This is a genomic window from Ruegeria sp. D4 (assembly GCF_056534475.1).
The window spans coordinates 238,588-260,917 of the sequence record NZ_JBQFPJ010000004.1 but is presented as its reverse complement, the minus strand read 5'-3'; the positions used below and the strand labels follow the sequence as shown (position 1 = coordinate 260,917).

The window sequence follows — 22,330 nt, the reverse complement described above, 5'->3', positions numbered from 1 at the left end:
ATATGCGCCTGTTACGTCTGATCCCCCTTTATATGGCCCTTGCGCTGGGTGCAAATGCGGCTTTGGCCAGTGATGCCGAAACTCTGGCGCCGCTGCGGGACGGCAGCCTGAAGCGGCTGATCCTGCATAAGGAACCCAAACCGGCAAAGACCATCGAGTTCCAGTTGGAAGACGACGGCGGGGTCGGCACACTTGAAGATTACGCCGGCAAATATGTGCTGGTGAATTTCTGGGCCACGTGGTGCGCGCCCTGTCGCAAGGAAATGCCCCAGATTGCAGAATTGCAGGAAGAATTCGGCGGCGACAAATTTCAGGTTCTCACCCTGGCCACCGGTCGAAACACCCCTGCCGGGATCAAGAAGTTCTTCGACGAGAACGGAATCGTCAACCTTCCGCGCCATCAGGACCCCAGCCAGGCCGCCGCGCGTGAATTCGGCGTCATCGCCCTGCCGATCACCGTCATCCTGAACCCCGAGGGACAGGAAATCGCGCGCCTGATAGGGGATGCGGAATGGAATTCGGACAGCGCCAAGGCGATCATCGCGGCGCTGGTCGGCACAGAGGGCGAAAGCTGAAAAAGACTATCGGTACAATCCGGTAATGTAGGCCCGTCCATTTCAATCTCGTGATATACTGTCCCCGCCCCTCCTGTTGGGCGGGGCAGTTTGCGTTTTGGGAATGGAGGTGACGATGAGACCTGTGGTTTTGCTGATTGGACGCTTGCCGAATGTGATCGGAGATGTCGCGCAGCAACTGGATCACCTGCCGATTCAATGGCTGGGTGCACATGACCCTGATGAGGTGCGGCGGCAACTGGACGCCGAACCCCGGATCGCATGCGCCATCATGGGCGCGGGGCTGGATGACAAGGTACGGGGCGAAATGGTGGGCATAATCGCCTCCCGCCGTCCGGATATCTGCATTCACCTGAAAGACCGCACGTCTGGTCCCGAAGGTCTGGTCCCGTTCGTCCGGCGCGTGGTGCAGCATGAAATCCTGGAAAGTCTGGAAAAAGGCTGACGCGACGCCACCTTTGACAGTCGGTTATCCGCCTTGCAACTTGTCGGCGGGAGGACGGAATGCCGCTTGAAATCCTGCTGGTTCTGGTGGTCGGCGGTATCGCCGGAATTACCCTGTTGCTGCATGCGACGGGCAAGTCCCGTTTGCGCCTTCTGACACCGGACACGGCGCGGTCGGAATGGCTGCGACATGCCCCGGAGGACTACATCATTGATGTCATGATTGCCCATGACGGCCATGCGGCGCTGATCCGCACGGACGCTGGCAAGGGGCTTTTGTGGTCGTTCGGTGCGGATACCGTGGCGCGGCATTTGCTTGATTTCGACTGGATGGACCATCCCAAAGGCATCGAGGTTCAGTTTCATGATTTCAGCACCCCACGCGTAATCCTCAGCCTTGATGACAGCGAACGCCAGCACTGGCGTCTGATGATGGACCCTTCATGACCGACCAAGTGAGCTTTCCCGACGCCGTGCAATGGGCCGTCCCGTTTTTCATCGCCGCCATTCTGGCCGAGTTTCTGTGGATTGCCATCAAGGGCCGCGGCGGACGGTATGAGACGCGCGACGCCGTAACCTCGCTGATCATGGGTGCGGGCAACATCGCCTCGGGCTTTCTGCTGGGCTTCATCGCATACGCGTTTTTCATGTGGTTGTGGCGGATTACGCCGCTGGACCTGGGCACTTCGATCCCGGTGATTTTTCTTTGCTTCGTGCTGGATGACCTGCGCTATTACTGGGTGCACCGGTTTGGCCATCGCATCCGCTGGGTCTGGGCCAGCCATGTGAACCATCACAGTTCGCAGCATTACAACCTGACCACGGCGCTACGGCAGACGTGGACCTATACGTTCACCTTCATGATGGTGGTGCGCGCGCCGCTGATCCTGCTGGGGTTCCATCCCGCGATGGTGCTGTTCGTCGGCGGGCTGAACCTGATCTATCAGTTCTGGATTCACACAGAAGCCATCGGCAAAATGCCGCGTTGGTTCGAGGCGGTGATGAACACCCCTAGCCATCACCGCGCGCATCATGGCCGCAATGCGCGTTACCTGGATTGCAACTATGCTGGTGTGTTCATCATCTGGGACAAGATGTTCGGTACTTTTGTACCGGAACAGGATGATGACCGTGTCGACTATGGGCTGGTGCATAATATCGGCACGTTCAACCCGCTGCGCGTGGCCTTTCACGAATGGGTCGGCATCTGGCGCGACGCGACGCAGCCCGAGCTGACATGGCGGCAGCGCCTGGCCTATTGCTTTGCGCCGCCGGGCTACAGCCATGACGGAAGCCGGAAGAATTCTGAGCAGATCAAGGCCAGCCATCTGGCCCGACATCCCGAAGATCGCGGAACGCCCGGATTTGAACATCTCGAGGAATTTTTGCCCGCAAAACAGGCGGAAAATTCCTGAGCGCAACGACTATCTTACGCTGAATACTTGATATTATTGGCCCCGGCTTCATATTAGAACGATGTTTTGATTTAGCGTGCCCGGAGGCCTTTATGTCTCGTACAACGACCCTTTATACTGTTTTTGGCCTGACCGGCCTTGTCCTTGCCATGCTGACAGCCATTGGCGGAGGACCTTCGGTATTCCTGGGTTTGGGCTTTGCAATGATGACGCTGGGCCTTCTTGGGGCCCTGATCGGCGCAGCAACCACATTGCGTCAGACCAGCCGATCGGCCAAGTGATCCCCGGCACATAGCAGCTTTTACGCTTCTGTCTCGATTAACGTCAGATTCACTTCTTTGCTCTGATATGGGCATCAGACCCCTATCAATTTTACGCAAGGACCGGGTGCGCCCATGCGGGACAGGAAACTGGCTGATCTGCCGGAAGGCGCGGACAATCCGCTGAACGCGGCGGTGGCTTCGCGCGATTTGTCGACGGTGCAAATGGCGACGGAGGCGGTGAAACACAAGCAATGCAAGCTGGCCTTTCAGCCGGTCATGCAGGCCAATGCCCCCCACGGCGTGGCGTTCTACGAAGGGTTTATCCGGGTGCTGGACGAAACCGGGCGGGTCATTCCAGCGCGCGAGTTCATGCCCGAGGTTGAAAACACGCCAATCGGGCGCGAGCTGGACTGTGTCGCGCTTGAAATGGGTTTGCGCACCCTGACGCGCAATCCGGGGATCCGACTGTCGATCAACATGTCGGCCCGCTCGATCGGTTACACCCGCTGGTCGCGTATTCTTGAGCGGTTCATGAAAAATGACCCCGCTCTGGGTGAGCGGCTGATCCTTGAAATCTCGGAAAGTTCGGCGATGCAGGTACCGGAACTGGTGGTCGATTTCATGGATCGTCTGCAGGCCCGCGGCATCGCCTTTGCGCTGGACGATTTTGGCGCCAGCAACTTCAGCTTTCGCCACTTTCGCGAGTTTCTGTTCGACGCGGCAATGATCGACGGACAATTCGTGCGTGGTGTCAGCACGAACCCCGACAATCAGGCGCTGGTCAGAGCCCTGATCGCGGTTGCCCGCGAATTCGAAATCCTCGTGACCGCCGAATCGGTTGAAACCAAGCAGGATGCCGAGTTTCTGGTGGCCAGCGGTGTCGATTGCCTGCAGGGCTTTCTGTTCGGCGCGCCTTCGGTCAAACCGCCGTGGAAAGCGGAAAAGACACAGGAGACAGGGACTTAACACCTGCCGCAACACATTTCAGCCTACGACCTGCCGCCCTGAGACAAGCTGCCCGTTGCTGCGCGTGCAGCATTGCGATATCCAAATGGTGCTGGAGCGGGGATCACGGGGCGCTCTTGATTGCAGGGGGATCCTCTACGATCTGCGCCGTCACATTTCCCACAGGACCATGACGGTAAAGGATTAATCGAATGACCAACGTAGTAATCGCATCCGCCGCACGTACCGGTGTCGGCAGCTTTGGCGGCTCGTTTGCCAACACCCCCGCCCACGATCTTGGGGCCGCTGTGCTTGAGGCCGTTGTCGAACGCGCGGGAATCGACAAAAGCGAGGTTAGCGAAACCATCATGGGCCAGGTTCTGACCGCCGCTCAGGGCCAGAACCCCGCGCGCCAGGCGCACATCAATGCCGGCCTGCCGCAGGAAAGCGCGGCCTGGGGCATCAACCAGGTCTGTGGCTCGGGCCTGCGTGCCATTGCTCTGGGCGCACAGCACATCCAGCTGGGCGATGCCGAAATCGTCGCCGCCGGCGGCCAGGAAAACATGACCCTTTCGCCCCATGCTGCCGCCCTGCGCGCCGGTCACAAGATGGGCGACATGAAATACATCGACACGATGATCCGCGATGGTCTGTGGGATGCCTTTAACGGTTATCACATGGGTCAGACCGCTGAAAACGTCGCCGAGAAGTGGCAGATCAGCCGCGACATGCAGGACGAATTCGCCGTTGCCTCGCAGAACAAGGCCGAAGCCGCGCAGAAGGCCGGCAAGTTCGCCGACGAGATCACGCCGTTCACCATCAAGACCCGCAAGGGCGACATCGTGATGGACAGCGACGAATACATCCGTCACGGCGCGACCATGGAAGCCATGGCCAAGCTGCGCCCTGCCTTCACCAAGGACGGTTCTGTCACCGCGGCAAACGCCTCGGGCCTGAACGACGGCGCGGCCGCAACCCTGCTGATGTCTGCTGAAAACGCCGAAAAGCGCGGGATCGAGCCGCTGGCCCGTATCGCATCCTACGCCACTGCCGGTCTGGACCCGTCGATCATGGGCGTGGGCCCGATCTACGCGTCGCGCAAGGCGCTGGAGAAAGCCGGCTGGTCGGTAGACGATCTGGATCTGGTCGAGGCGAACGAAGCCTTTGCCGCGCAGGCCTGCGCCGTGAACAAGGACATGGGCTGGGACCCGTCGATCGTGAACGTGAACGGCGGCGCGATTGCCATCGGCCACCCGATCGGTGCCTCGGGCTGCCGCGTTCTGAACACGCTGCTGTTCGAAATGAAGCGCCGCGACGCGAAGAAGGGTCTGGCGACCCTGTGCATCGGCGGCGGCATGGGTGTCGCCCTGTGCGTGGAGCGCGACTAAGTGCGTTGAGAACCAAATAGAAAAGGGCGTCCCACGGACGCCCTTTTTTGTTACAATCAAGCCTTACACCGTAGCTGCGACAATTTCGCTGAGCAGAAAAGCAAAGACCTGAACGAAACGATATTGCGCACCAATCTCTCTCAGAGTAACAGAATTACCAAGCCGACTAAATTTGGAGGACTCCTAAATGGCACGTACAGCACTCGTAACCGGCGGCTCCCGCGGCATCGGCGCAGCAATTTCCAAGGCGCTCAAAGCCGAAGGGTACAACGTTGCAGCCACCTATGCGGGGAATGACGAAGCCGCCGCGAAATTCACCGAGGAAACCGGTATCGCCACCTATAAGTGGAACGTCGCCGACTATGACGAGTCCAAGGCGGGTATCGAAAAGGTCGAGGCCGAAGTTGGCCCCATCGACATCGTTGTGGCAAATGCCGGTATCACCAAAGACGCCCCTTTCCACAAGATGACGCCCGAGCAGTGGCATCAGGTGATCGACACCAACCTGACCGGCGTGTTCAACACCGTACACCCGGTCTGGCCCGGCATGCGCGAGCGTAAGTTTGGCCGCGTGATCGTCATCAGCTCGATCAATGGACAGAAGGGCCAGTTCGCGCAGGTGAACTATGCCGCAACCAAAGCGGGCGATCTGGGCATTGTGAAATCGCTGGCGCAGGAAGGTGCACGTGCGGGCATCACCGCAAACGCGATCTGCCCCGGCTATATCGCTACGGAGATGGTCATGGCGGTTCCGGAAAAAGTCCGCGAATCGATCATCGGTCAGATCCCGGCCGGCCGGTTGGGTGAGCCCGAGGAAATCGCGCGCTGCGTGGCGTTCCTGGCATCGGACGATTCCCAGTTCATCAACGGCTCGACCATCTCGGCCAACGGTGCGCAGTTCTTCGTCTGATCAAGAGCGATTGCAATTTTGAACGGGCCGGTCCAAATGGGCCGGCCCTGTCAATTTCAGATTCCCGAAGAGGCTGCCCCATGACCAGAATGCGCGCAACGGCGATTGGTTTTATTGCTGTGCTGCTGTGGTCCCTGCTGGCCCTGTTCACTGTCGGCTCGACACCGACACCACCGTTGCTGCTGAACGCCGTCTGCTTTTCAATCGGCGGCACCCTGGGCCTGATCTGGACCTGGGCCACCGGCGGATTGCAACAACTTGGGCGCGTACCCTGGACAACTTATCTGTTCGGAACGCTGGGTCTGTTCGGCTATCACGCCCTATATTTCTCGGCACTGAGGATGGCCCCCGCGGCCGAGGCGGGTCTGATCGCCTATCTCTGGCCTTTGCTGATCGTTCTGCTGTCGGGGCTGTTGCCCGGCGAGCGGTTGCGCATCGGGCATCTGATTGGTGCCTGCTTCGGTTTCGCGGGCGCGGCGCTGATCATTGCCGGTGGCGGCAGCACCGGGTTTCAGGTGCAACACCTGCCCGGATATGCGCTGGCACTGATGTGCGCGTTGACCTGGTCGGGCTATTCCGTTCTGTCCCGGCGTCTGGGCGATACCCCCACCAGTTCGGTTGCTGTTTTCTGCATCGCCGCGGCAATTGCCTCGGGCGCGCTGCATCTTGCTGTGGAGGAAACGGTCTGGCCCGCGACCGCATTCGGCTGGGCATCGATCCTTGCCCTGGGTCTGGGACCGGTCGGGCTGGCGTTTTATGTTTGGGATATCGGGGTCAAGCGGGGCGACATTCAGATACTGGGCACCGCGTCCTATGCGGCACCATTGCTGTCTACGCTTGCGCTGGTTCTCGCCGGGATCGCCGCCCCTTCCTGGGGTCTGGCGGTCGCGGCGCTGTTGATCACCGGCGGGGCCACAATTGCGGCGCGGGCCAGTCTGAAGTCCTAGTTCGCCCTGCCCTGAACTTGCATCGCCAATAACCTGCCGCGCCTTTGGTGCTTTCGGGACATTGGCGATACAGAGTGATTCAGGTCAGGTGCTGGACGCTTTAATTGGACAGGCGTTCGATCTCTTCCTTCAGCTTGAGCTTCTGCTTTTTGAGCTGCGCAATATGGAGATCATCAATTCCTGGCGAGCGTTGGGCTTTTTCCACTTCGAGACCGAGACTTTCGTGTTTTTTCTTCAGTTCCGTCAGATGTGCGCTCACGCTCATGGCGATCCTCCTTAGTTGGATGTCTGAGTTTTACATGGGAAGTTGACCACATCGTTTCCAGCCTGTCACGCCGCAGACGCACAGAATCTGTCACAAATCCGACAAATTCGGCCGGTCACCGCCTATCAATCCGAGAATCCGGGTAGCCCGGCCCCGTTCCGCAGCACCGAAGTTACCTGGGGCGTATAGCTCTCACCGTCCCTCTCGTGCCGTGCGCCTGTGTGCAGGATCAGCGGGGAATGGAGCTGGAAGGCAGCGCGCCCCTCTTTCCGCGCGCGCAGAATAACCAGTTCCGCATCTCGGGTCGCGCGCGGCGTCAGCGGCAGGACTTCGACTGAACCCAGTCTGCCGGCACAGGCCGACAACATGTCCGGCAGGCGTTCGGCCTTTTGGATCATGTGCAGATAGCCGCGCGGGGCAAGCCGCCTGGCGGCCACGCCGATCCAGTCCGACAGCGGTGTCTGCTCGCCCAGCGCCACCTGCCGCCCTGAATCCTGCGCCGGGCTGTGTGCGCCGGGGCGGTAATAGGGCGGGTTGGCGATAATGTGATCGAACTGTCTTTGCCTCAGATCATTGGGTAGATCGGTCAGGTTTGCCGGTATCACTGCCAGCGGCACATCGTTCTCTGCGGCGTTGCGCCGCGCCAGATCGGCGTAGGCGGGTTGCAATTCGACCCCTGTCAGGTGCAGGCCCGGCACGCGGGCGGCAAGGCACAGGATGGCGGCGCCTGCCCCGCAGCCAAGCTCCAGCACGGTTTGGCCTGCCGTGGCCGGAACCGAGGCCGCCAGCAGAACCGGGTCAACACCTGCGCGATAGCCGGACAAAGGCTGCCACAGCCGCACGCGTCCGCCGAGGAACTCGTTGCAGATCAGCTCGCTGTCGGAGAACCCGCTCATCGGCCCAAGGGGATGTCGTTGTCACGCATTACCCGTTCGGCGCGGATCAGGTCGTCGGCGCGCACCATCAGGCGGCGGGGGAAAATTCCTATGCCGCCTTCGAGGATGCTCATATTTACGTCCATCTGAAAGCAGTCTATATCCTCGCCTTCAAGGAGAGCGGATGCAAAGGCCAGGATTGTCGGATCGGTGCTGCGCAATAGTTCTTCCATGGGGATGGATGTAAGGGCAAGGAGCGGCGGAAGTCGAGCCTTGTATCAGGAGTGTGATGAACGTCAGCACAATCTCGAAACCACATGAACGGCTGGCCGACATTCTGGCCGGTGAAATGGATGCGGTAAACCATCTGATCCGCACGCGCATGGCGTCGGAACACGCCCCTCGTATCCCCGAAGTGACCGCTCATCTGGTTGAGGCGGGCGGCAAGCGTCTGCGCCCCATGCTGACTCTGGCCGCAGCCCGTCTGTTTGGCTATTCAGGCGACCACCATGTGCGTCTGGCCGCGACGGTCGAATTCATTCATACCGCCACGCTTCTGCATGACGACGTTGTGGACGAAAGCGCCCAGCGGCGCGGGCGGCCCACGGCAAACCTGCTGTGGGACAACAAATCCAGTGTTCTGGTTGGCGATTACCTGTTTTCCCGCAGTTTCCAGCTGATGGTGGAAACCGGGTCGTTGCGCGTTCTGGACATTCTGGCCAACGCTTCGGCCACGATTGCCGAGGGTGAAGTGTTGCAGATGACGGCAGCCACCGACCTGAGCACCCACGAGGGCATTTATCTGCAGGTGGTGCGCGGAAAGACGGCCGCGCTGTTTTCGGCTGCAACCGAGGTAGGCGGCGTGATTGCCGGTGCATCGGAAGAGCAGGTGAAAGCGCTGTTCGACTATGGCGACGCGCTTGGCATTGCCTTTCAGATCGCCGATGACCTGTTGGACTATCAGGGCGACAGCAAGGCAACCGGCAAGAATGTCGGCGATGATTTCCGCGAGCGCAAACTGACCCTGCCGGTGATCAAGGCCGTGGCGCAGGCCACGGCAGACGAACACGCCTTCTGGGAACGCACGATTGGCAAGGGCCGCCAGCAGGATGGCGATCTGGATCACGCGCTAAGCCTGATGAACAAATACGGCACGCTGGAGGCCACCCGTTCGGATGCCATCGGCTGGGCCGCCAAGGCCAAAACCGCGCTGGAGGTGCTGCCCGATCACGAGATCCGGTCGCTGCTGCGCGATCTGGCCGACTACGTGGTCGCGCGCCTCAATTAAGCTGCGTTGCGCGGCACCACCAGTCGGAATGGGCCGCGCCGATTTCATAGGCCGCGAAATGCGCGGCCTTCATGGACGGGTAAAGCCCGAAACAGGTCGAGCCCGAGCCGGACATCCGCGACAAAAGAACACCGCGAGAGGCGTCGAGCTCATCAAGAACCCGCCCGATCTGAGGCGCAATGCCCATGGCCGGTGCCTGCAGATCGTTGCGCTGGCCTTTCAGCCACGCGGCGCAGTCTTCCGCCGTTTCAAATTCAGGGATATCCTCGGGCATAGCCGGGTTGTGGCGCGTTTCCATCGCCTTGAAAACGGAACCGGTCGGAACCCCGACGCAAGGGTTGACCAGAACCGCATAAAGCGGCGGAAGGGAAACAGGGTTGATCTGTTCGCCTATGCCCCGCATTCGCGCGGCTTTCGCCATCAAACAGACCGGGATATCAGCACCCAGTGACACCGGGTTCGGCAGCTTTCCGTTGCCCGATCCCGCGAGCACACGCAATGTCGCGGCCGCATCCGAAGACCCGCCGCCGATACCGCCCCCATGGGGCAACGACTTGTTCAGGGTAATTCGGCCTGTCCAGCCAACTGCATCCGCCGCCTGCCAAACCAGATTACGCTGATCGGATGGTACACCCCGGGCATGTTCACCGGTGACGTCCATCGACAGGTCCGGGCCGGGCTCGAACGTCAGGTGATCACCGATATCTGCGAACACGACCAGAGAATCCAGCAGGTGATAGCCATCTTCGCGCTGGCCAGTCACATGCAGGGTCAGGTTGATCTTGGCGGGGGCAAATGCCTCAGCCTTCATTGGCAACCTGAAGAGGCTCTGCACCTTCTTCCGCCAGAACCGCGTCCAGCCCGATCTCGAGCTTTCGCCGGATACGGTCGGGATCGGCCTCACCATCGGTGTCGTCGGGGTCGATGAAAGACAGGGCGCGTTTCCACTGGAACTCGGCCTCGCGGTCGCGCCCAACGGCCCAATAGACGTCGCCCAGATGATCATTGACCACCGGGTCGACCGGCATCAGCTCGATGGCGCGTTCCATATGCTCAACGGCTTCTTCATAGCGGCCGAGCCGGAACAGAACCCAACCGAGGCTGTCCACGATATAACCGCTGTCCGGGCGCGTGGCGACGGCGCGTTCGATCATTTCAAGCGCCTCGTCCAGCTTTTCGCGACGTTCGACCAGCGAGTAGCCGAGGTAATTCAGCACTTGCGGCTGGTCCGGGTTCAGTTCAAGCGCGCGGCGAAAATCCGCCTCGGCCTGATCCCAGTTCTTGAGACGCTCATGCGAAATTCCGCGGGCATAGTGCAGGAACCAACTGCCGCCCGCCCCGGTTTCGGTCAGCTCGATCGCCCGGTCGTAGGACGGCACCGCGGCGGCATAGTTTTCGTCCCGGCGCAACAAATCGGCCAGTGCCACATGAACGGACGGCAGGTTCGGACGTTGTGCCGCCAGGTTCTGCAGAACTTCCGCTGCAGCGTCTTTCTTGCCTGCACGCCCTAAAACTTCGGCCCGGCCCAGTTCGGCAACGTGAAAATCAGGGCTGTCAGAAGGCACTGTCCGATAGGCCGCAACTGCAAGATCAAACTGTTCCAGATCGTCCAGCAGCTCTGCCCCCAGCAAAATCGCGTCGACGTGATCGGGGCGCAGAAAGGTCGCCACACGTGTGTAAAGCAGGACATAGTTCTGTGCCGCTTCGCCATTCAGTGCCGCGCCAACCGAGAAGAAAACCTCGGCCATGCCGTCCCGAGCTGATCCGATATGTGTGAAAGGCAGGGTTTCGCCGTCGGTCAGACGCGTCTCGTAGCCTTCGATGGTCGGGTCGCTGCCTATGGAAAACACTTCGTCCAGAAATGCCAGCGCGTCGGCATTGCGGTCCAGTTGCGACAGGACCTCGGCCCGGGCAAGTGCAGCGCGGCGGCTGAAGCGGGCAATGGTTCCGTTGTTTTCGGCAAAAATTGCCTCAGCCCCTTCGAAATCGCCCACGGACGCAAGGGCCATTGCCTTATGATACAGCGAAAACTCCCTCAGACCGTCCTGCGTGGAAACCTTGTCAAACTGCTCCATCGCTTTGGTCATGGCGCCCTGCGCCATGTAGGTCCAGGCAATCATTAGCCCGTCAACCAGCGGCCCGACACCTTGCGTTTCAGGATCAAGGGCCAGAAACGCGTCATATTTTTCGTCTGCCACCAAAGCCGCCGACAGCACCATGCGCGCGGCCTGGCTTGGCAAGTCGTTGTCCACGATTTTCTGCGCGACGGGCAGGGCTCGCTGAATCTCGCCCAGCGCGAGACGGGCCACGACCACGCTTTCCAGCAGGTGCAGGTTTTCCGGATCAAAGCGAAGGGCCTGCGAATAATATTTCTCGGCCGCCGTATAGTCGCTTTCATAGATCGCCTGACGACCCGCAAGATACGCCCCGGCGCCGGTATCGGCCAAGACCGGAACGGCAATAGGGGAAGAAAGCATTGCAGCCAATGCCACGCGTCGAACCAGGGAAATCACCAGAATTCTGCCTCGCTATCGTTATCTGAACGATAAGCTAGGGCTTTGGCCCCTGAGAGGCAATGGCAGAGCCTTCACGACGCCGCCATTGCCCGGGTTTTCGCTTACATGTTTGGATAGTTCGGCCCGTCGCCGCCCTGCGGTGTGGTCCAGGTGATATTTTGGCTGGGATCCTTGATGTCGCAGGTCTTGCAGTGGACGCAGTTCTGGAAGTTGATCACGAATCGCGGACCGTTTTCATCCTCGACCATCTCGTAGACGCCCGCCGGGCAGTAGCGCTGCGCCGGTTCGTCGAACCTGGGCAGGTTGACCTTGACTGGAATCTCGGGGTCGGCCAGGCGCAGGTGGCAGGGCTGGCTTTCCTCGTGATTGGTGGCCGCGAAGGAAACGTTGGTCAAACGATCGAACGACAGCGTTCCGTCAGGTTTGGGATAGTCGATCGGCTTGTGCTTGCTGGCATCTTCGGTCGATTCCGCGTCGTTCTTGCCATGACCCAGAGTACCCAGCAACGAGAAGCCCAGCGTGTTGGTCCACATGTCCATGCCGCCCAGCACCAGCGAAGCAGTCAGGCCGTATTTCGACCACAGCGGCTTGACGTTGCGCACCTTCTTGAGGTCGCTGCCGATTGCGCCTTCGCGCACGTCGGCCTCGTAGGCGGTCAGTTCGTCGCCCGAGCGGTCGGCCTTGATGGCGTCATAAGCAGCCTCGGCTGCGGCCTTGCCCGACAGCATCGCGTTGTGGTTGCCCTTGATGCGCGGCACGTTGACCATGCCCGCAGAACAGCCCAACAGCGCCACGCCGGGTGCGACCAGTTTCGGCATCGACTGAAGGCCGCCTTCGGTGATCGCGCGGGCGCCGTAGGCCACGCGCTTGCCGCCTTTCAGCAGTTCGGCGACCATCGGGTGATGCTTGAAGCGCTGGAATTCCATGTAAGGATACAGGTGCGGGTTCTTGTAGTTCAGGTGCACCACGAAACCGACATAGACCTGATTGTTTTCAAGATGATAGATGAACGACCCGCCGCCCGCATTGCTGCCCAGCGGCCAGCCCATGGTGTGCGTGACCGAGCCTTCCTTGTGCTTGGCCGGGTCGATCTCCCAGATCTCTTTCATGCCGACGCCGTATTTCTGCGGCTCTTTGCCGGCCGACAGGTCGTATTTGGCGATGACTTCTTTCGACAGCGAGCCGCGCACACCTTCCGACAGGAAGACGTATTTGCCGTGCAGCTCCATGCCCGGTTCGGTGTTCGGGCCGTAGGAACCATCTGCTTCCAGGCCAAAAACGCCAGCAACAACGCCTTTGACTTCGCCATTGTCGCCGTAAACCAGTTCAGAACACGCCATGCCCGGGAAGATTTCCACGCCCAGTTCCTCGGCCTGTTCCGCCATCCAGCGGCAGACATTGCCCATCGACACGATGTAGTTGCCGTGGTTGTTCATCAGCGGCGGCATCGGGAAGTTCGGGATGCGGATCTTGCCCGCCTCACCCAGCATGTAGAAGTTGTCTTCGTGCACAGGCACGTTCAGCGGCGCGCCCTTTTCCTTCCAGTCGGGGATCAGCGCATCCAGACCGCACGGATCCAGTACCGCACCCGACAGGATATGTGCGCCCACTTCCGAGCCCTTTTCCAGAACAACGACGTTCAGGTCGGCATCCAGCTGTTTCAGACGAATGGCCGCCGACAGGCCCGCGGGGCCTGCGCCCACGATCACCACATCGTATTCCATCGCTTCGCGTTCAATCTCGGCCATCGCGGGCTCCTTAGCTAACTTTCCGAATTGGCGCTTTCACTGCGTGGTGTGCGCAATTTTGTTTCACGGCTGATTACCCGGTCGGCAAGACCTTGGTCAATCGAAACACGGCGTAAAACAGCAGCAATACGGCAGTTCAGCCGTCTGGTGTATCACCCATGAGATACCTGGGACCGCTACCATTGGACTTTGCCCGGTCATCGGGGTTGTAAAGGGCGCATTTCGGCAGGCTGAGGCAGCCGCACCCGATGCAGCCATCCAGATTGTCGCGCAATCGTGTCAGGGTATCGATTCGCAGATCCAGCCGGGCGCGCAGGGTGGTGCTGATCTGCTTCCAGTCCTGCGGTGTGGGGGTGCGGTTTCCGGGCAGGCCCGACAACACCTCTCGGATCTCCGGCAGGGTCAGGCCGAATTGCTGGGCGATCATGACAAAACTCAGCCGCCGGATATCGGCACGTTGATAGCGACGCTGCCCGCCTGCATTGCGCCAGGGTGCAATCAGGCCCTGTGCCTCGTAATACCGGATGGCTGAAACAGCCAGTCCGGTGCGCCGGGCCAGTGCGCCAATTGCCAGCCCTTCGGATGCAGCCATCAGAACCTCAAAAAACTTCTTGACCTAAAGTTAGGTTTAGAAATTACGGTGAGTCGTGACAAGCCTGAATTCGCAAAGGAGATCCCATGATGGCGACGCTTGAACACACCAATTTCACTGTCCGCGACCCAAAGGCTTCGGCAGACTGGATGGAGAAGGTCTTTGGCTGGAAAACCCGGTGGGAAGGTCCGGCAATCGCTGGCGGCTATACGGTCCACGTGGGCAGCGCACACACCTATCTCGCGCTCTATGCGCCGGGCAAACCCATGCGCTCGGGTGAGAACAGTTACGACTATGTCGGCGGGCTGAACCATGTCGGCGTGCTGGTCGAGGATATCGATGCCACTGAAAGCAAGGTGCGCAAAGCGGGATTCAAGCCGCACAACCATGCGGATTACGAACCCGGCAGGCGGTTCTATTTCGAGGATGACAACGGCATCGAATTCGAGGTGGTGCAGTATGATTGAGTTGCTGTGGCTGGGAACCGAAGCGCATCACTGGCGCAGGGGCGACCTTCTGGGGCATCGCCGCAGGCATGCCTTGCCCCATCCCGACGGCGCGAGTTCGCGAATAAAGCACCGGAACCACTGAGCCCCCTTGCATTTCACGCTGCATTTGGGTCAGGTATCTGACGACCCATCATTCGCCCCGACGCTTTGAGCGGCGGGGCGACTCAATTTATGCGTGGACGAAGACAAAATGGAAAAAATTCCCATGACGCCCGCGGGCAATGCCGCGCTTGAGGCGGAATTGAAGAACCTGAAGTCCGTCGAACGCCCGGCGATCATCGAGGCCATTGCGACGGCGCGGGAACTGGGCGACCTGAAGGAAAACGCCGAGTATCATTCGGCCCGTGAAAAACAGGGTTTTATCGAAGGGCGCATCAAAGAGCTGGAAGGCATCCTGTCGCTGGCTGACGTAATTGATCCGGCCAAACTGTCGGGCGCGATCAAGTTCGGCGCCAAGGTCAGGCTGGTCGATGAAGACACCGACGAAGAAAAGACCTGGAAAATCGTGGGTGAATATGAGGCCAATATCGAAAAAGGCCTGCTGAACATCAAATCCCCCCTTGCCCGCGCCCTGATTGGCAAGGAAGAGGGGGACAGTGTCGAAGTCCGTACCCCCGGCGGTGTGCGGTCTTATGAAATTCTGAGTATCGAGTACGCCTGATCGGAGCGTTGATCATGTCGGGGTCCAATCCTGACCGCGAAACCAAGCAACCGACATCTCTGGGCATCTACGATCGCCCCGGAGCGCCGTCGGTGAGCGGCATCGAGATCGCGGGTGTTGTTCTCAGCCTGATCTGGCTGGTTGTTTCGGTGGTTTTTCTGGTGCTGCCCGGCCGGGTCGAAACCAGCAGTTTCATCGTCACGCTGCTTGCAGTGTTCATGCCCGTGGCCATGATCTGGGTGGCGGCCATGGCCATGCGCGCCAGCCGCGTCATGCGCGAGGAAAGTGCCCGACTGCAGACGGCAATCGACGCGATCCGAAACGCCTATGTCACGCAGCAGCAGCGCGCCGCCAGTACGTATGAGCCTGCCGTCAGCAAGAAGCTGGATGAAATCGCGCAGACAGCGAAGAAGACGGAAAGCGCATTGGCTACGTTTTCTTCCAAGCGCCGCGAACCTGTGCGCAGGGCGGCACCATCACCGGGAGACCAGACCTCACTTGCGCTTGGCACACCAGCGGAAGACATCGCGCGCCCTCTGCCGACCGGTATCTTTATCCGTGCCCTGAACTTTCCTGAAACACAGGACGATGCCGAAGGGTTCGACGCCCTGAGGCTGGCGCTGAAGGACAGGAAGACCGCACAACTGGTGCAGGCCTCGCAGGATGTGCTGACCCTTCTCAGCCAGGAGGGGATCTATATGGACGACCTGCGTCCCGACATGGCCCGACCTGAAATCTGGCGCCAGTTCGCGCAGGGCGCACGCGGCCGTGCAGTGGCCGCTCTGGGCGGCATTCGGGACCGGTCCTCGCTGGCCTTGACGGCGGCGCGAATGAAGCAGGACCCGATTTTCCGCGACGCCGCGCACCATTTTCTGCGGCGGTTCGACAACATGATCGTGGAATTCGAGCCCATCGCCAGCGATGCTGAACTGACCGCGCTAGGTGAAACCCGAACCGCCCGCGCGTTCATGCTGCTGGGACGGGTTGCGGGTACCTTCGACTGACAGGCGCCGCTACAGCCCGAAACTGCCATAGGGAATGAACCGGACAGGGTCGCCGGGCCGGATATGGCGCGCGCCGTCTTCGATCTCGACCAGTCCCTCGGCCCAGCTGAGGCCGCTGATCCGGCCCGAACCTTCTGACGCGAATACTTCAGCACGACCGTCCCGGACCCGTGCACGCAGATATTCGCGGCGACCAGGTTTCTTGCGTTTTTCAAAGTCGGCGGGCAGGTCAAACGCTTGCGGTTCCTGCCAGCCTTCGCCGGCCATCAGCCCCAGGGCGGGGCGCGCAAAGATCAGCGTGCAGACCAGTGCCGCCACCGGATTGCCCGGCAAGCCGAAGACCGGAGTGCCCTTCCACATCCCCAGCGCCAGCGGACGGCCCGGTTTCAGCGCAATACGCCATTCATGCATCGCCCCGGCCTGCCGCAGCAGAGCGGAGACATGATCTTCGTCGCCCGCGGATGCGCCACCACTGGTCAGAATCACATCGGCCCGCTCGGACGCCTCGTACAGCCGCGTCGCCAACGCGTCACGATCATCGGCCACACGGCCCAGATCAACCGCAGCGAATCCCATCCGGGCTGCCAGAGACAGCAACATCGGGCGGTTGGCATCGAATATCTGCCCGGGTCCGGCGGGCTCTCCGGCTTCGATCAGTTCGTCACCGGTGGACAGAACCGCCACGCGCAGGGTCTTGCGCACCGGAACCTCGGCAATTCCCACTGCTGACAGCAGCGCCAGATCCGGGGGTGTCAGGCGGCGACCTGCGGCCAAAGCCAGATCTCCGGCGGCCACATCCTCGCCTGCCTTTCGGGTATTCGCGCCCTTTTTTAGAGGGCCGTGAAAGGCAATGTGGCCGTCCTGAACGGTCACATCCTCTTCCAGAATGACGGTATCCACACCCGCAGGCAGAGCCGCCCCGGTCAGAACCCGAAGGGCCTGACCGGGGGGAACGGTGCCTTCAAACGGTATACCCGCCGCCGCGCGCCCTTGGATCAGGGGCAGAACCTGTGCGCCTTCTGCAAAAGGCCCTGCAAACCCATAGCCATCTACCGCCGTATTGGGTTGCGGCGGATTGGAGCGTTTCGCGATCTGATCCGCCGCCAGAATACGACCTGTCGCCTGACCCAGTGGCACGGTCTCAGCCCCCTTCACTACCGAAAGCCGGTCCTGCAGCAAGGCCAATGCCTCATCCACCGGGGTCCAGTCCACGCCTGCGGGCAGGGCAAAGCAGTCGTTTTGCAATGGCGGTGGTGTGATATTCGGTTTGTCCTGTGGCACGCCCAAAATCCATCCTTCTTCGGCGGCGCTGACGGTCAGCTGCCGGGTCAGTTCCGCCTCTGGCATCTGCGCCAGAGACTTCGCGACTTGTTCGACCTGCCAGGCGTCCCTGATCCGATCATCGGGTTCCGCCCCCAGCGTCAGTGAGGGCCAGATTTCGACAAAGGCGACCGGTTTGTCCAGCACTTCGAACGGCCAGACGGCCACCTGCCCTGCAAATCGGCGACGCAGGCGGGACAGAACCGGCAGTCCGGTCATCACCTGCCCGCCAACCGCGCCGGATCCGCCCATCTGCCAGCAGGTGAAGCTACCCTTGGCCAGAGCTTCCACCTGACGGCGATCCGGAAAGGGATTGTGATAATCCGCTTTGGTTTTCGGCAGGCCCGGAACATCGCGGGCCAGACCGTTGAACCAGAACGGGCCCCTGCCGCCGAAATCCCGGTTGATCCGGCCGGCGAGATCGAAACGGTTATTGGCCTTCGGCGCGTCTTCGATCCGGTGTTCGAACCACTCCCACAAGCCCAGCGGATCGTCCGCACCGGTCAGTGCGCGGGCAAAGCCCCTAGGATAGCCGAATGGGAAATCGAACCCCAGACACAGGCGCCGACCCGCATTCAGTTCCGTTTCAATCAACCTGGTCAGCCAATCTTCTGCGACCTTACGATTGCGCAAGTATTCAGCCTGACCAGTGGCCCCGTCGCGCACCATACATCCCCAGATCGCATCCTTGCGGGGCGTTGGCCCTGTGTCATTTCCACCAGACCAATCGACCATCGCAAAGGTGTCGAATGTGGTCACAAACCAACCTCTTGCAGGATGAACGCAGCAATGCGCGCAGTGTCGTTTAGGTCAAAGACCGGGCGATCCAGATCCAGTGGCGTGTCGCTGGCCACCGCCCGGATCGTTTCATCCTTTAAAGCGATCAGCGGGTTGCCGGGTTCGGCCCGAAATGCCTCGACCTTGGGGTGGCTTTCACGTTTGTATCCTTCGATCAGGACCAGATCGACCGGTGATAGCCGGGCCAGCAGCGAGTCCAGAGACGGCTCAGGCGCGCCGCGCAGTTCCTGCATCAGGGCGACACGCTGCCCGGACGCCAGCAGAACCTCGGAGGCGCCGGCAACACGGTGACGGTGGCTGTCGGTGCCCGGCTGATCGACGTCAAAGGCATGATGCGCGTGTTTGACGGTTGAAACCGTGAACCCCCGTCCGGTGATCTCGGCCACCAGTCGCTCCATCAACCCGGTCTTGCCCGCGTTTTTCCAGCCGGTGACGCCGTAGACTCTCATGCCTGCTCCAGCAAGGTCTGCGCCCTTTCGAGGTCTTTGGGCGTGTTCACGTTGAAGAACGGATCGAAAGGGTCTGCCGGAAACAGCGCCTCGCGACCGTCATGTTTATCGGTCCACAAGACGACCTTGCGCAGCCCGTCCTGCAACGCGGCCCGCAGATCGTCGCGCAATGCGACTGGCCACAACCCGAATGTCGGGTGCCGGTTGACCCGCTTTCCACCGCCGGATTTCAGAGCTTCGTCACCCGTGCGCGGGGTCGTCGCCAACACAAGCGGATGCGCCTGTCCTTCAGCCGCCTGCATCAGCCGCGCCACCAGATCGCGGGGAAAGAACGGCGTGTCGGCAGCAGCGGTGACGATGCTGTCGGCGCCCTGCTCCGCGGCCCAGTCGAGACCGGCCAGAACACCGGCCAACGGTCCTGCGAAACCTTCGATTGTGTCCGGCAACACAGGCAGGTTCAGGGCACTGAACCGGGACGGATCGCCATTGGCGTTCAGCGCCAGACCGTCGACCTGCGGGGCCAGCCGGTCAATTACCCGGGTTAGCAGGCTTTGCCCGCCCAGTTGCAGCAGGCCCTTGTCGCCTCCGCCCATCCGGGTGGCCAGACCGCCTGCGAGGATCACGCCCTTTGGTTTGGTCATCCTGCGCTTTTCCTGCGATGTTTTTTGTCCTCAACCGCCACGGACGAAGGGTCGATATCCCGAACAAGACGATCCTCGCCGGACAGACACACGAACCGCTGCCCGCGCATACGACCGATCAGGGTCAACCCGACCTCACGTGCAATTTCAACGCCCCATGCCGTGAAACCCGATCGCGAAGCCAGAACCGGAATGCCCATCATCGCGGTCTTGATCACCATTTCGGACGTCAGGCGGCCCGTGGTGTAGAGGATCTTGTCACCAGCCTCCTCCCTGGTCGAAAGCATCCAGCCGGCGATCTTGTCGACCGCATTGTGGCGGCCCACGTCTTCCATATAGACCAGCGGGCGGTTTTCCCGGCACAGGACGGTGCCGTGAATCGCCCCGGCCTGAAGATACAGCGACGGGGTTCGGTTGATCCGGGCCGTAAGTTCATAAAGCCATGAGGTGCGGACAGAAACCTGCGGCAGGCGGACATCCTCAAGCCCGTCCATCATGTCGCCAAAGACGGTACCGACCGCGCAACCGCTGGTCCGGGTCTTTTTCTTCAGCTTGTCCTCGTACGAGGTCTGGCGCGCTGTGCGAACAACCACGGTTTCCAGATCGTCGTCATAATCGACGCCGGTGATCTCATCATCCGCCAGCAGCATCCCCTGATTGCGCAGAAAACCCAGCGCCAGATATTCGGGGTAATCGCCGATGGTCATCGCCGTCACGATCTCCTGTGCATTTAGGAAAATCGTCAGCGGGCGCTCCTCGATCACCGAGATCTGGCTGACCTCGCCGTTCTGGTCCACGCCTTCCACCGCGCGGGTCAGGCGGGCCGCGCCGGGATCAGGCGCGATGATGTAGTCCGACAGGTCCGTGTGCGTGGCCAATTGCAACCCTTTCCCAAGACCGCTAGTTGTGCTGGCGACACCATAGGATCTAGCCATGGCAGACACCACATCCAAGTCTTACTTCTGGAAGGGTTTTCGGGACGGCACGCCGTTTATCTTCGTGGCCATCCCCTTTGGCACGCTGTTTGGGGTTTTCGCGACCGAGGCCGGGCTGGATATCGTTCAAACCATCGCGTTTTCCGCAACGGTGTTTGCGGGTGCCGCGCAGTTCACCGCCCTGCAGTTGTTGCAGGACAACACGCCTACGGCGATTGTTTTGATCTCGGCGCTTGCGGTGAACCTGCGGGTGGCGATGTATTCCGCCTCGCTGACACCTTATCTGGGGGCCGCCCCGTTGTGGCAAAGGGCCATTGCGGCCTACCTGACGGTCGATCAATCCTATGCTTGTGGGATCGTCCAGTTTGAAAAAGAGCCGAAGATGACTGTACCGCAGCGGATGGCCTATTTCTTTGGCTCGGTCACACCGATCACCCCGCTTTGGATATTCGCCACCTATCTCGGGGCGGTGCTGGGCGCGCAAATCCCGGAAAGCTGGGCGCTGGATTTCGCCCTGCCGATCACGTTTCTGGCCATGATTGGACCAATGATGCGGACGCTGGCGCATGTGATTGCGGCGCTGGTTGCGATCATTGTCGCCCTGCTGGCCGTTTCGGTGCCATTCAATCTGGGCCTGCTGATCGCGGGCGCGGCGGGCATGATGGCGGGCGCGCAGGCCGAACTGATGCTGGAACGCAGGCTGGAGCGGAAAGAGACATGACCCAAATTGACCCGACAACCATGTGGATCATCATCGTCGGGCTGGCCGTCGGCAGCTTTGCCCTGCGTTTTACCTTTATCGGCCTCGTCGGAGACCGCCCCATGCCGCCGTGGCTGCTGCGTCATCTGCGGTACACGGCGGTGGCGATCATTCCGGCGCTGATCGCACCACTTGTCGTCTGGCCCGCCGCAACCGAAGGTCAGCCGGACCTGCCCCGCATGGCTGCCGCCGTGGTGGCGCTGTCGGTCGGTTTGGTCACCAAGAACGTTCTGGCGGCAATCTTTTCGGGCGCCGCCACGCTGTACGGATTGCTCTACCTACTGGGTTGAGGTCGCGTCCAGTTGATTGAGGCGCGCGTTATTCGCAGCCAGTCCCTTTTGCAGGTCCGCGTCGTCGTATTCACGGTATTCTTCTGTCACCACGCCCGGAATCTGGGCGAACTGTTCCGACAGTTTGACCGGGTAGAATGTGACGTCGATCTGTTCGAACCCCGGCACTTGCCTCAGGATACTTGCCGTCGAATGGGCGCAATACGCGCTGGCCACCGGGCCGGACTGCTTGGCCAGTTGATAGGCGATCTCGGCCTGTTGCGGCGTGACCTCGATGGTCTGGATGCGCGCATAGTGCGTCTCGCGCGCGTGCGAGCTGCGATAGGCGCGTTCGACAGCGGGCGTGATACCGTATAGGACATCATCCTTGTTCGGAACCACATCCGCACGGAACGATCCCGCAGGGTCAAAGATCACCCGCTCGCTGGCGCTGATCATCAGCGACGTATGCGCGCCCGATCCGGTCCGGGTGTTGATCATCGTGTAAAGCGTCAGCGTCGACGGGCCGGGGTCACGGTAGGACCGTGCAGCGACCTCGGCCAGGTCTGCCTGCGGACGATTCGATCCGGTGCAGCCAGCTACGGTCACTGCCAACAGGCAGGCGACAATTATTCTGAGCACGGTTCGCCCCGTTCAGATCAAGACGCGAAAACCGCCAGGAACAATCCCAGGAAAGCAATGGCCACACAGCACCAGACTGTGGCTTTGACGAACCCTTCGAAGGTTTTGGTTTGAACTGTGATGTCCATCTCGCCGTGCTTGTGTTCGGCCATGTCGGAAGACTCCTGAATT

28 protein-coding genes are annotated in these 22,330 nt (G+C 60.7%); 15 read left to right on the top strand and 13 right to left on the bottom strand.

Annotated elements, in window-relative coordinates:
* Window positions 1-2: 2 nt before the first annotated feature.
* From ACR0MI_RS08990 to yddG, 9 genes are all read left to right on the top strand, one after another.
* Window positions 3-575 carry a TlpA disulfide reductase family protein gene (locus ACR0MI_RS08990; RefSeq protein WP_170614386.1) on the top strand — a complete coding sequence of 191 codons (573 nt, stop codon included), beginning with the start codon at window positions 3-5 and terminating at the stop codon, window positions 573-575.
* A 115-nt stretch (window positions 576-690) separates the two neighbouring features.
* A complete protein-coding gene (locus ACR0MI_RS08985) occupies window positions 691-1,020 on the top strand; it encodes a hypothetical protein (protein ID WP_170614385.1) in 330 nt (109 codons plus the stop codon).
* Window positions 1,021-1,079: 59 nt separating this feature from the next.
* The gene (locus ACR0MI_RS08980; protein ID WP_170614384.1) at window positions 1,080-1,466 is read left to right on the top strand and encodes a hypothetical protein; all 387 of its coding nucleotides are present in this window, start codon (window positions 1,080-1,082) and stop codon (window positions 1,464-1,466) included.
* Complete coding sequence (locus ACR0MI_RS08975; protein ID WP_170816939.1) at window positions 1,463-2,434, top strand: sterol desaturase family protein; 972 nt, start codon at window positions 1,463-1,465, stop codon at window positions 2,432-2,434. The genes ACR0MI_RS08980 and ACR0MI_RS08975 overlap by 4 nt, the downstream gene beginning before the upstream one ends.
* Before the next feature lie 92 nt (window positions 2,435-2,526).
* Entirely contained in the window at window positions 2,527-2,715 is a 189-nt protein-coding gene (locus tag ACR0MI_RS08970) for a hypothetical protein (RefSeq protein ID WP_170614382.1), read from the top strand.
* 114 nt (window positions 2,716-2,829) lie between these two features.
* A complete protein-coding gene (locus ACR0MI_RS08965) occupies window positions 2,830-3,663 on the top strand; it encodes an EAL domain-containing protein (RefSeq protein ID WP_170816940.1) in 834 nt (277 codons plus the stop codon).
* A gap of 191 nt (window positions 3,664-3,854) precedes the next feature.
* Entirely contained in the window at window positions 3,855-5,030 is a 1,176-nt protein-coding gene (locus tag ACR0MI_RS08960; protein WP_480854159.1) for an acetyl-CoA C-acetyltransferase, read from the top strand.
* Window positions 5,031-5,217: 187 nt separating this feature from the next.
* On the top strand, window positions 5,218-5,940 hold the full coding sequence (phbB, locus tag ACR0MI_RS08955) for an acetoacetyl-CoA reductase (RefSeq protein ID WP_170614379.1): 723 nt from the start codon (window positions 5,218-5,220) through the stop codon (window positions 5,938-5,940).
* An 80-nt stretch (window positions 5,941-6,020) separates the two neighbouring features.
* Window positions 6,021-6,887 (top strand): aromatic amino acid exporter YddG, encoded by an 867-nt coding sequence (gene yddG / locus ACR0MI_RS08950; protein ID WP_170619264.1) that lies wholly within the window; start codon window positions 6,021-6,023, stop codon window positions 6,885-6,887.
* A 100-nt stretch (window positions 6,888-6,987) separates the two neighbouring features.
* Here yddG and ACR0MI_RS08945 read toward each other — a convergent pair whose 3' ends face one another.
* From ACR0MI_RS08945 to ACR0MI_RS08935, 3 genes are all read right to left on the bottom strand, one after another.
* Window positions 6,988-7,152, bottom strand: a complete 165-nt coding sequence (locus tag ACR0MI_RS08945; protein WP_170614377.1) for a YdcH family protein — start codon at window positions 7,150-7,152, stop codon at window positions 6,988-6,990.
* Window positions 7,153-7,277: 125 nt separating this feature from the next.
* Window positions 7,278-8,048, bottom strand: coding sequence for a methyltransferase (locus ACR0MI_RS08940; protein ID WP_170816941.1), 771 nt, complete (start codon window positions 8,046-8,048; stop codon window positions 7,278-7,280).
* Entirely contained in the window at window positions 8,045-8,260 is a 216-nt protein-coding gene (locus ACR0MI_RS08935; RefSeq protein WP_170614375.1) for a putative signal transducing protein, read from the bottom strand. Before ACR0MI_RS08935 ends, ACR0MI_RS08940 begins: the two co-directional genes overlap by 4 nt.
* A 56-nt stretch (window positions 8,261-8,316) precedes the next feature.
* On the opposite strand from ACR0MI_RS08935, the gene ACR0MI_RS08930 reads away from it, so the two are divergent.
* Window positions 8,317-9,315 (top strand): polyprenyl synthetase family protein, encoded by a 999-nt coding sequence (locus tag ACR0MI_RS08930; protein ID WP_170614374.1) that lies wholly within the window; start codon window positions 8,317-8,319, stop codon window positions 9,313-9,315.
* On the opposite strand, the gene ACR0MI_RS08925 is transcribed toward ACR0MI_RS08930, so the two are convergent.
* The 4 genes from ACR0MI_RS08925 to soxR form a co-directional block, all read right to left on the bottom strand.
* Window positions 9,308-10,126, bottom strand: coding sequence for a 4-(cytidine 5'-diphospho)-2-C-methyl-D-erythritol kinase (locus ACR0MI_RS08925; protein WP_170614373.1), 819 nt, complete (start codon window positions 10,124-10,126; stop codon window positions 9,308-9,310). The genes ACR0MI_RS08930 and ACR0MI_RS08925 overlap by 8 nt on opposite strands.
* Window positions 10,116-11,792 carry a tetratricopeptide repeat protein gene (locus ACR0MI_RS08920; RefSeq protein ID WP_170614372.1) on the bottom strand — a complete coding sequence of 559 codons (1,677 nt, stop codon included), beginning with the start codon at window positions 11,790-11,792 and terminating at the stop codon, window positions 10,116-10,118. The genes ACR0MI_RS08925 and ACR0MI_RS08920 overlap by 11 nt, the downstream gene beginning before the upstream one ends.
* A 140-nt stretch (window positions 11,793-11,932) precedes the next feature.
* Window positions 11,933-13,579: an electron transfer flavoprotein-ubiquinone oxidoreductase gene (locus ACR0MI_RS08915; RefSeq protein WP_170614371.1), complete on the bottom strand. Its 1,647-nt coding sequence runs from the start codon at window positions 13,577-13,579 to the stop codon at window positions 11,933-11,935.
* 136 nt (window positions 13,580-13,715) lie between these two features.
* A complete protein-coding gene (gene soxR / locus ACR0MI_RS08910) occupies window positions 13,716-14,171 on the bottom strand; it encodes a redox-sensitive transcriptional activator SoxR (RefSeq protein ID WP_170614370.1) in 456 nt (151 codons plus the stop codon).
* An 86-nt stretch (window positions 14,172-14,257) separates the two neighbouring features.
* Here soxR and ACR0MI_RS08905 point away from each other — a divergent pair, with 86 nt between their 5' ends.
* From ACR0MI_RS08905 to ACR0MI_RS08895, 3 genes are all read left to right on the top strand, one after another.
* On the top strand, window positions 14,258-14,638 hold the full coding sequence (locus tag ACR0MI_RS08905) for a VOC family protein (RefSeq protein WP_170614369.1): 381 nt from the start codon (window positions 14,258-14,260) through the stop codon (window positions 14,636-14,638).
* 232 nt (window positions 14,639-14,870) lie between these two features.
* The gene (gene greA, locus ACR0MI_RS08900) at window positions 14,871-15,341 is read left to right on the top strand and encodes a transcription elongation factor GreA (protein WP_170614368.1); all 471 of its coding nucleotides are present in this window, start codon (window positions 14,871-14,873) and stop codon (window positions 15,339-15,341) included.
* Window positions 15,342-15,355: 14 nt separating this feature from the next.
* Complete coding sequence (locus ACR0MI_RS08895) at window positions 15,356-16,345, top strand: hypothetical protein (RefSeq protein WP_170614367.1); 990 nt, start codon at window positions 15,356-15,358, stop codon at window positions 16,343-16,345.
* A gap of 9 nt (window positions 16,346-16,354) precedes the next feature.
* On the opposite strand, the gene ACR0MI_RS08890 is transcribed toward ACR0MI_RS08895, so the two are convergent.
* The 4 genes from ACR0MI_RS08890 to ACR0MI_RS08875 are packed head-to-tail and all read right to left on the bottom strand — an operon-like array spanning window position 16,355 to window position 20,488.
* Window positions 16,355-18,424: a molybdenum cofactor synthesis domain-containing protein gene (locus tag ACR0MI_RS08890; protein ID WP_480854153.1), complete on the bottom strand. Its 2,070-nt coding sequence runs from the start codon at window positions 18,422-18,424 to the stop codon at window positions 16,355-16,357.
* Window positions 18,421-18,912, bottom strand: coding sequence for a molybdopterin-guanine dinucleotide biosynthesis protein B (gene mobB, locus ACR0MI_RS08885; protein ID WP_170614366.1), 492 nt, complete (start codon window positions 18,910-18,912; stop codon window positions 18,421-18,423). The genes ACR0MI_RS08890 and mobB overlap by 4 nt, the downstream gene beginning before the upstream one ends.
* Window positions 18,909-19,553 carry a molybdenum cofactor guanylyltransferase MobA gene (gene mobA, locus ACR0MI_RS08880; protein ID WP_170614365.1) on the bottom strand — a complete coding sequence of 215 codons (645 nt, stop codon included), beginning with the start codon at window positions 19,551-19,553 and terminating at the stop codon, window positions 18,909-18,911. Before mobA ends, mobB begins: the two co-directional genes overlap by 4 nt.
* Window positions 19,550-20,488 carry a formate dehydrogenase accessory sulfurtransferase FdhD gene (locus ACR0MI_RS08875; RefSeq protein ID WP_480440889.1) on the bottom strand — a complete coding sequence of 313 codons (939 nt, stop codon included), beginning with the start codon at window positions 20,486-20,488 and terminating at the stop codon, window positions 19,550-19,552. The genes mobA and ACR0MI_RS08875 overlap by 4 nt, the downstream gene beginning before the upstream one ends.
* Here ACR0MI_RS08875 and ACR0MI_RS08870 point away from each other — a divergent pair.
* Complete coding sequence (locus ACR0MI_RS08870; RefSeq protein ID WP_170614364.1) at window positions 20,487-21,209, top strand: AzlC family ABC transporter permease; 723 nt, start codon at window positions 20,487-20,489, stop codon at window positions 21,207-21,209. The two genes, ACR0MI_RS08875 and ACR0MI_RS08870, sit on opposite strands and share 2 nt — an antisense overlap.
* Window positions 21,206-21,538: an AzlD domain-containing protein gene (locus ACR0MI_RS08865; RefSeq protein WP_170614363.1), complete on the top strand. Its 333-nt coding sequence runs from the start codon at window positions 21,206-21,208 to the stop codon at window positions 21,536-21,538. The genes ACR0MI_RS08870 and ACR0MI_RS08865 overlap by 4 nt, the downstream gene beginning before the upstream one ends.
* Here ACR0MI_RS08865 and ACR0MI_RS08860 read toward each other — a convergent pair.
* Together ACR0MI_RS08860 and ACR0MI_RS08855 are read right to left on the bottom strand one after the other, a co-directional pair.
* Complete coding sequence (locus ACR0MI_RS08860) at window positions 21,527-22,159, bottom strand: hypothetical protein (protein WP_170614362.1); 633 nt, start codon at window positions 22,157-22,159, stop codon at window positions 21,527-21,529. The genes ACR0MI_RS08865 and ACR0MI_RS08860 overlap by 12 nt on opposite strands.
* 17 nt (window positions 22,160-22,176) lie before the next feature.
* Window positions 22,177-22,311 carry an aa3-type cytochrome c oxidase subunit IV gene (locus tag ACR0MI_RS08855; RefSeq protein WP_170614361.1) on the bottom strand — a complete coding sequence of 45 codons (135 nt, stop codon included), beginning with the start codon at window positions 22,309-22,311 and terminating at the stop codon, window positions 22,177-22,179.
* Window positions 22,312-22,330 lie beyond the last annotated feature (19 nt).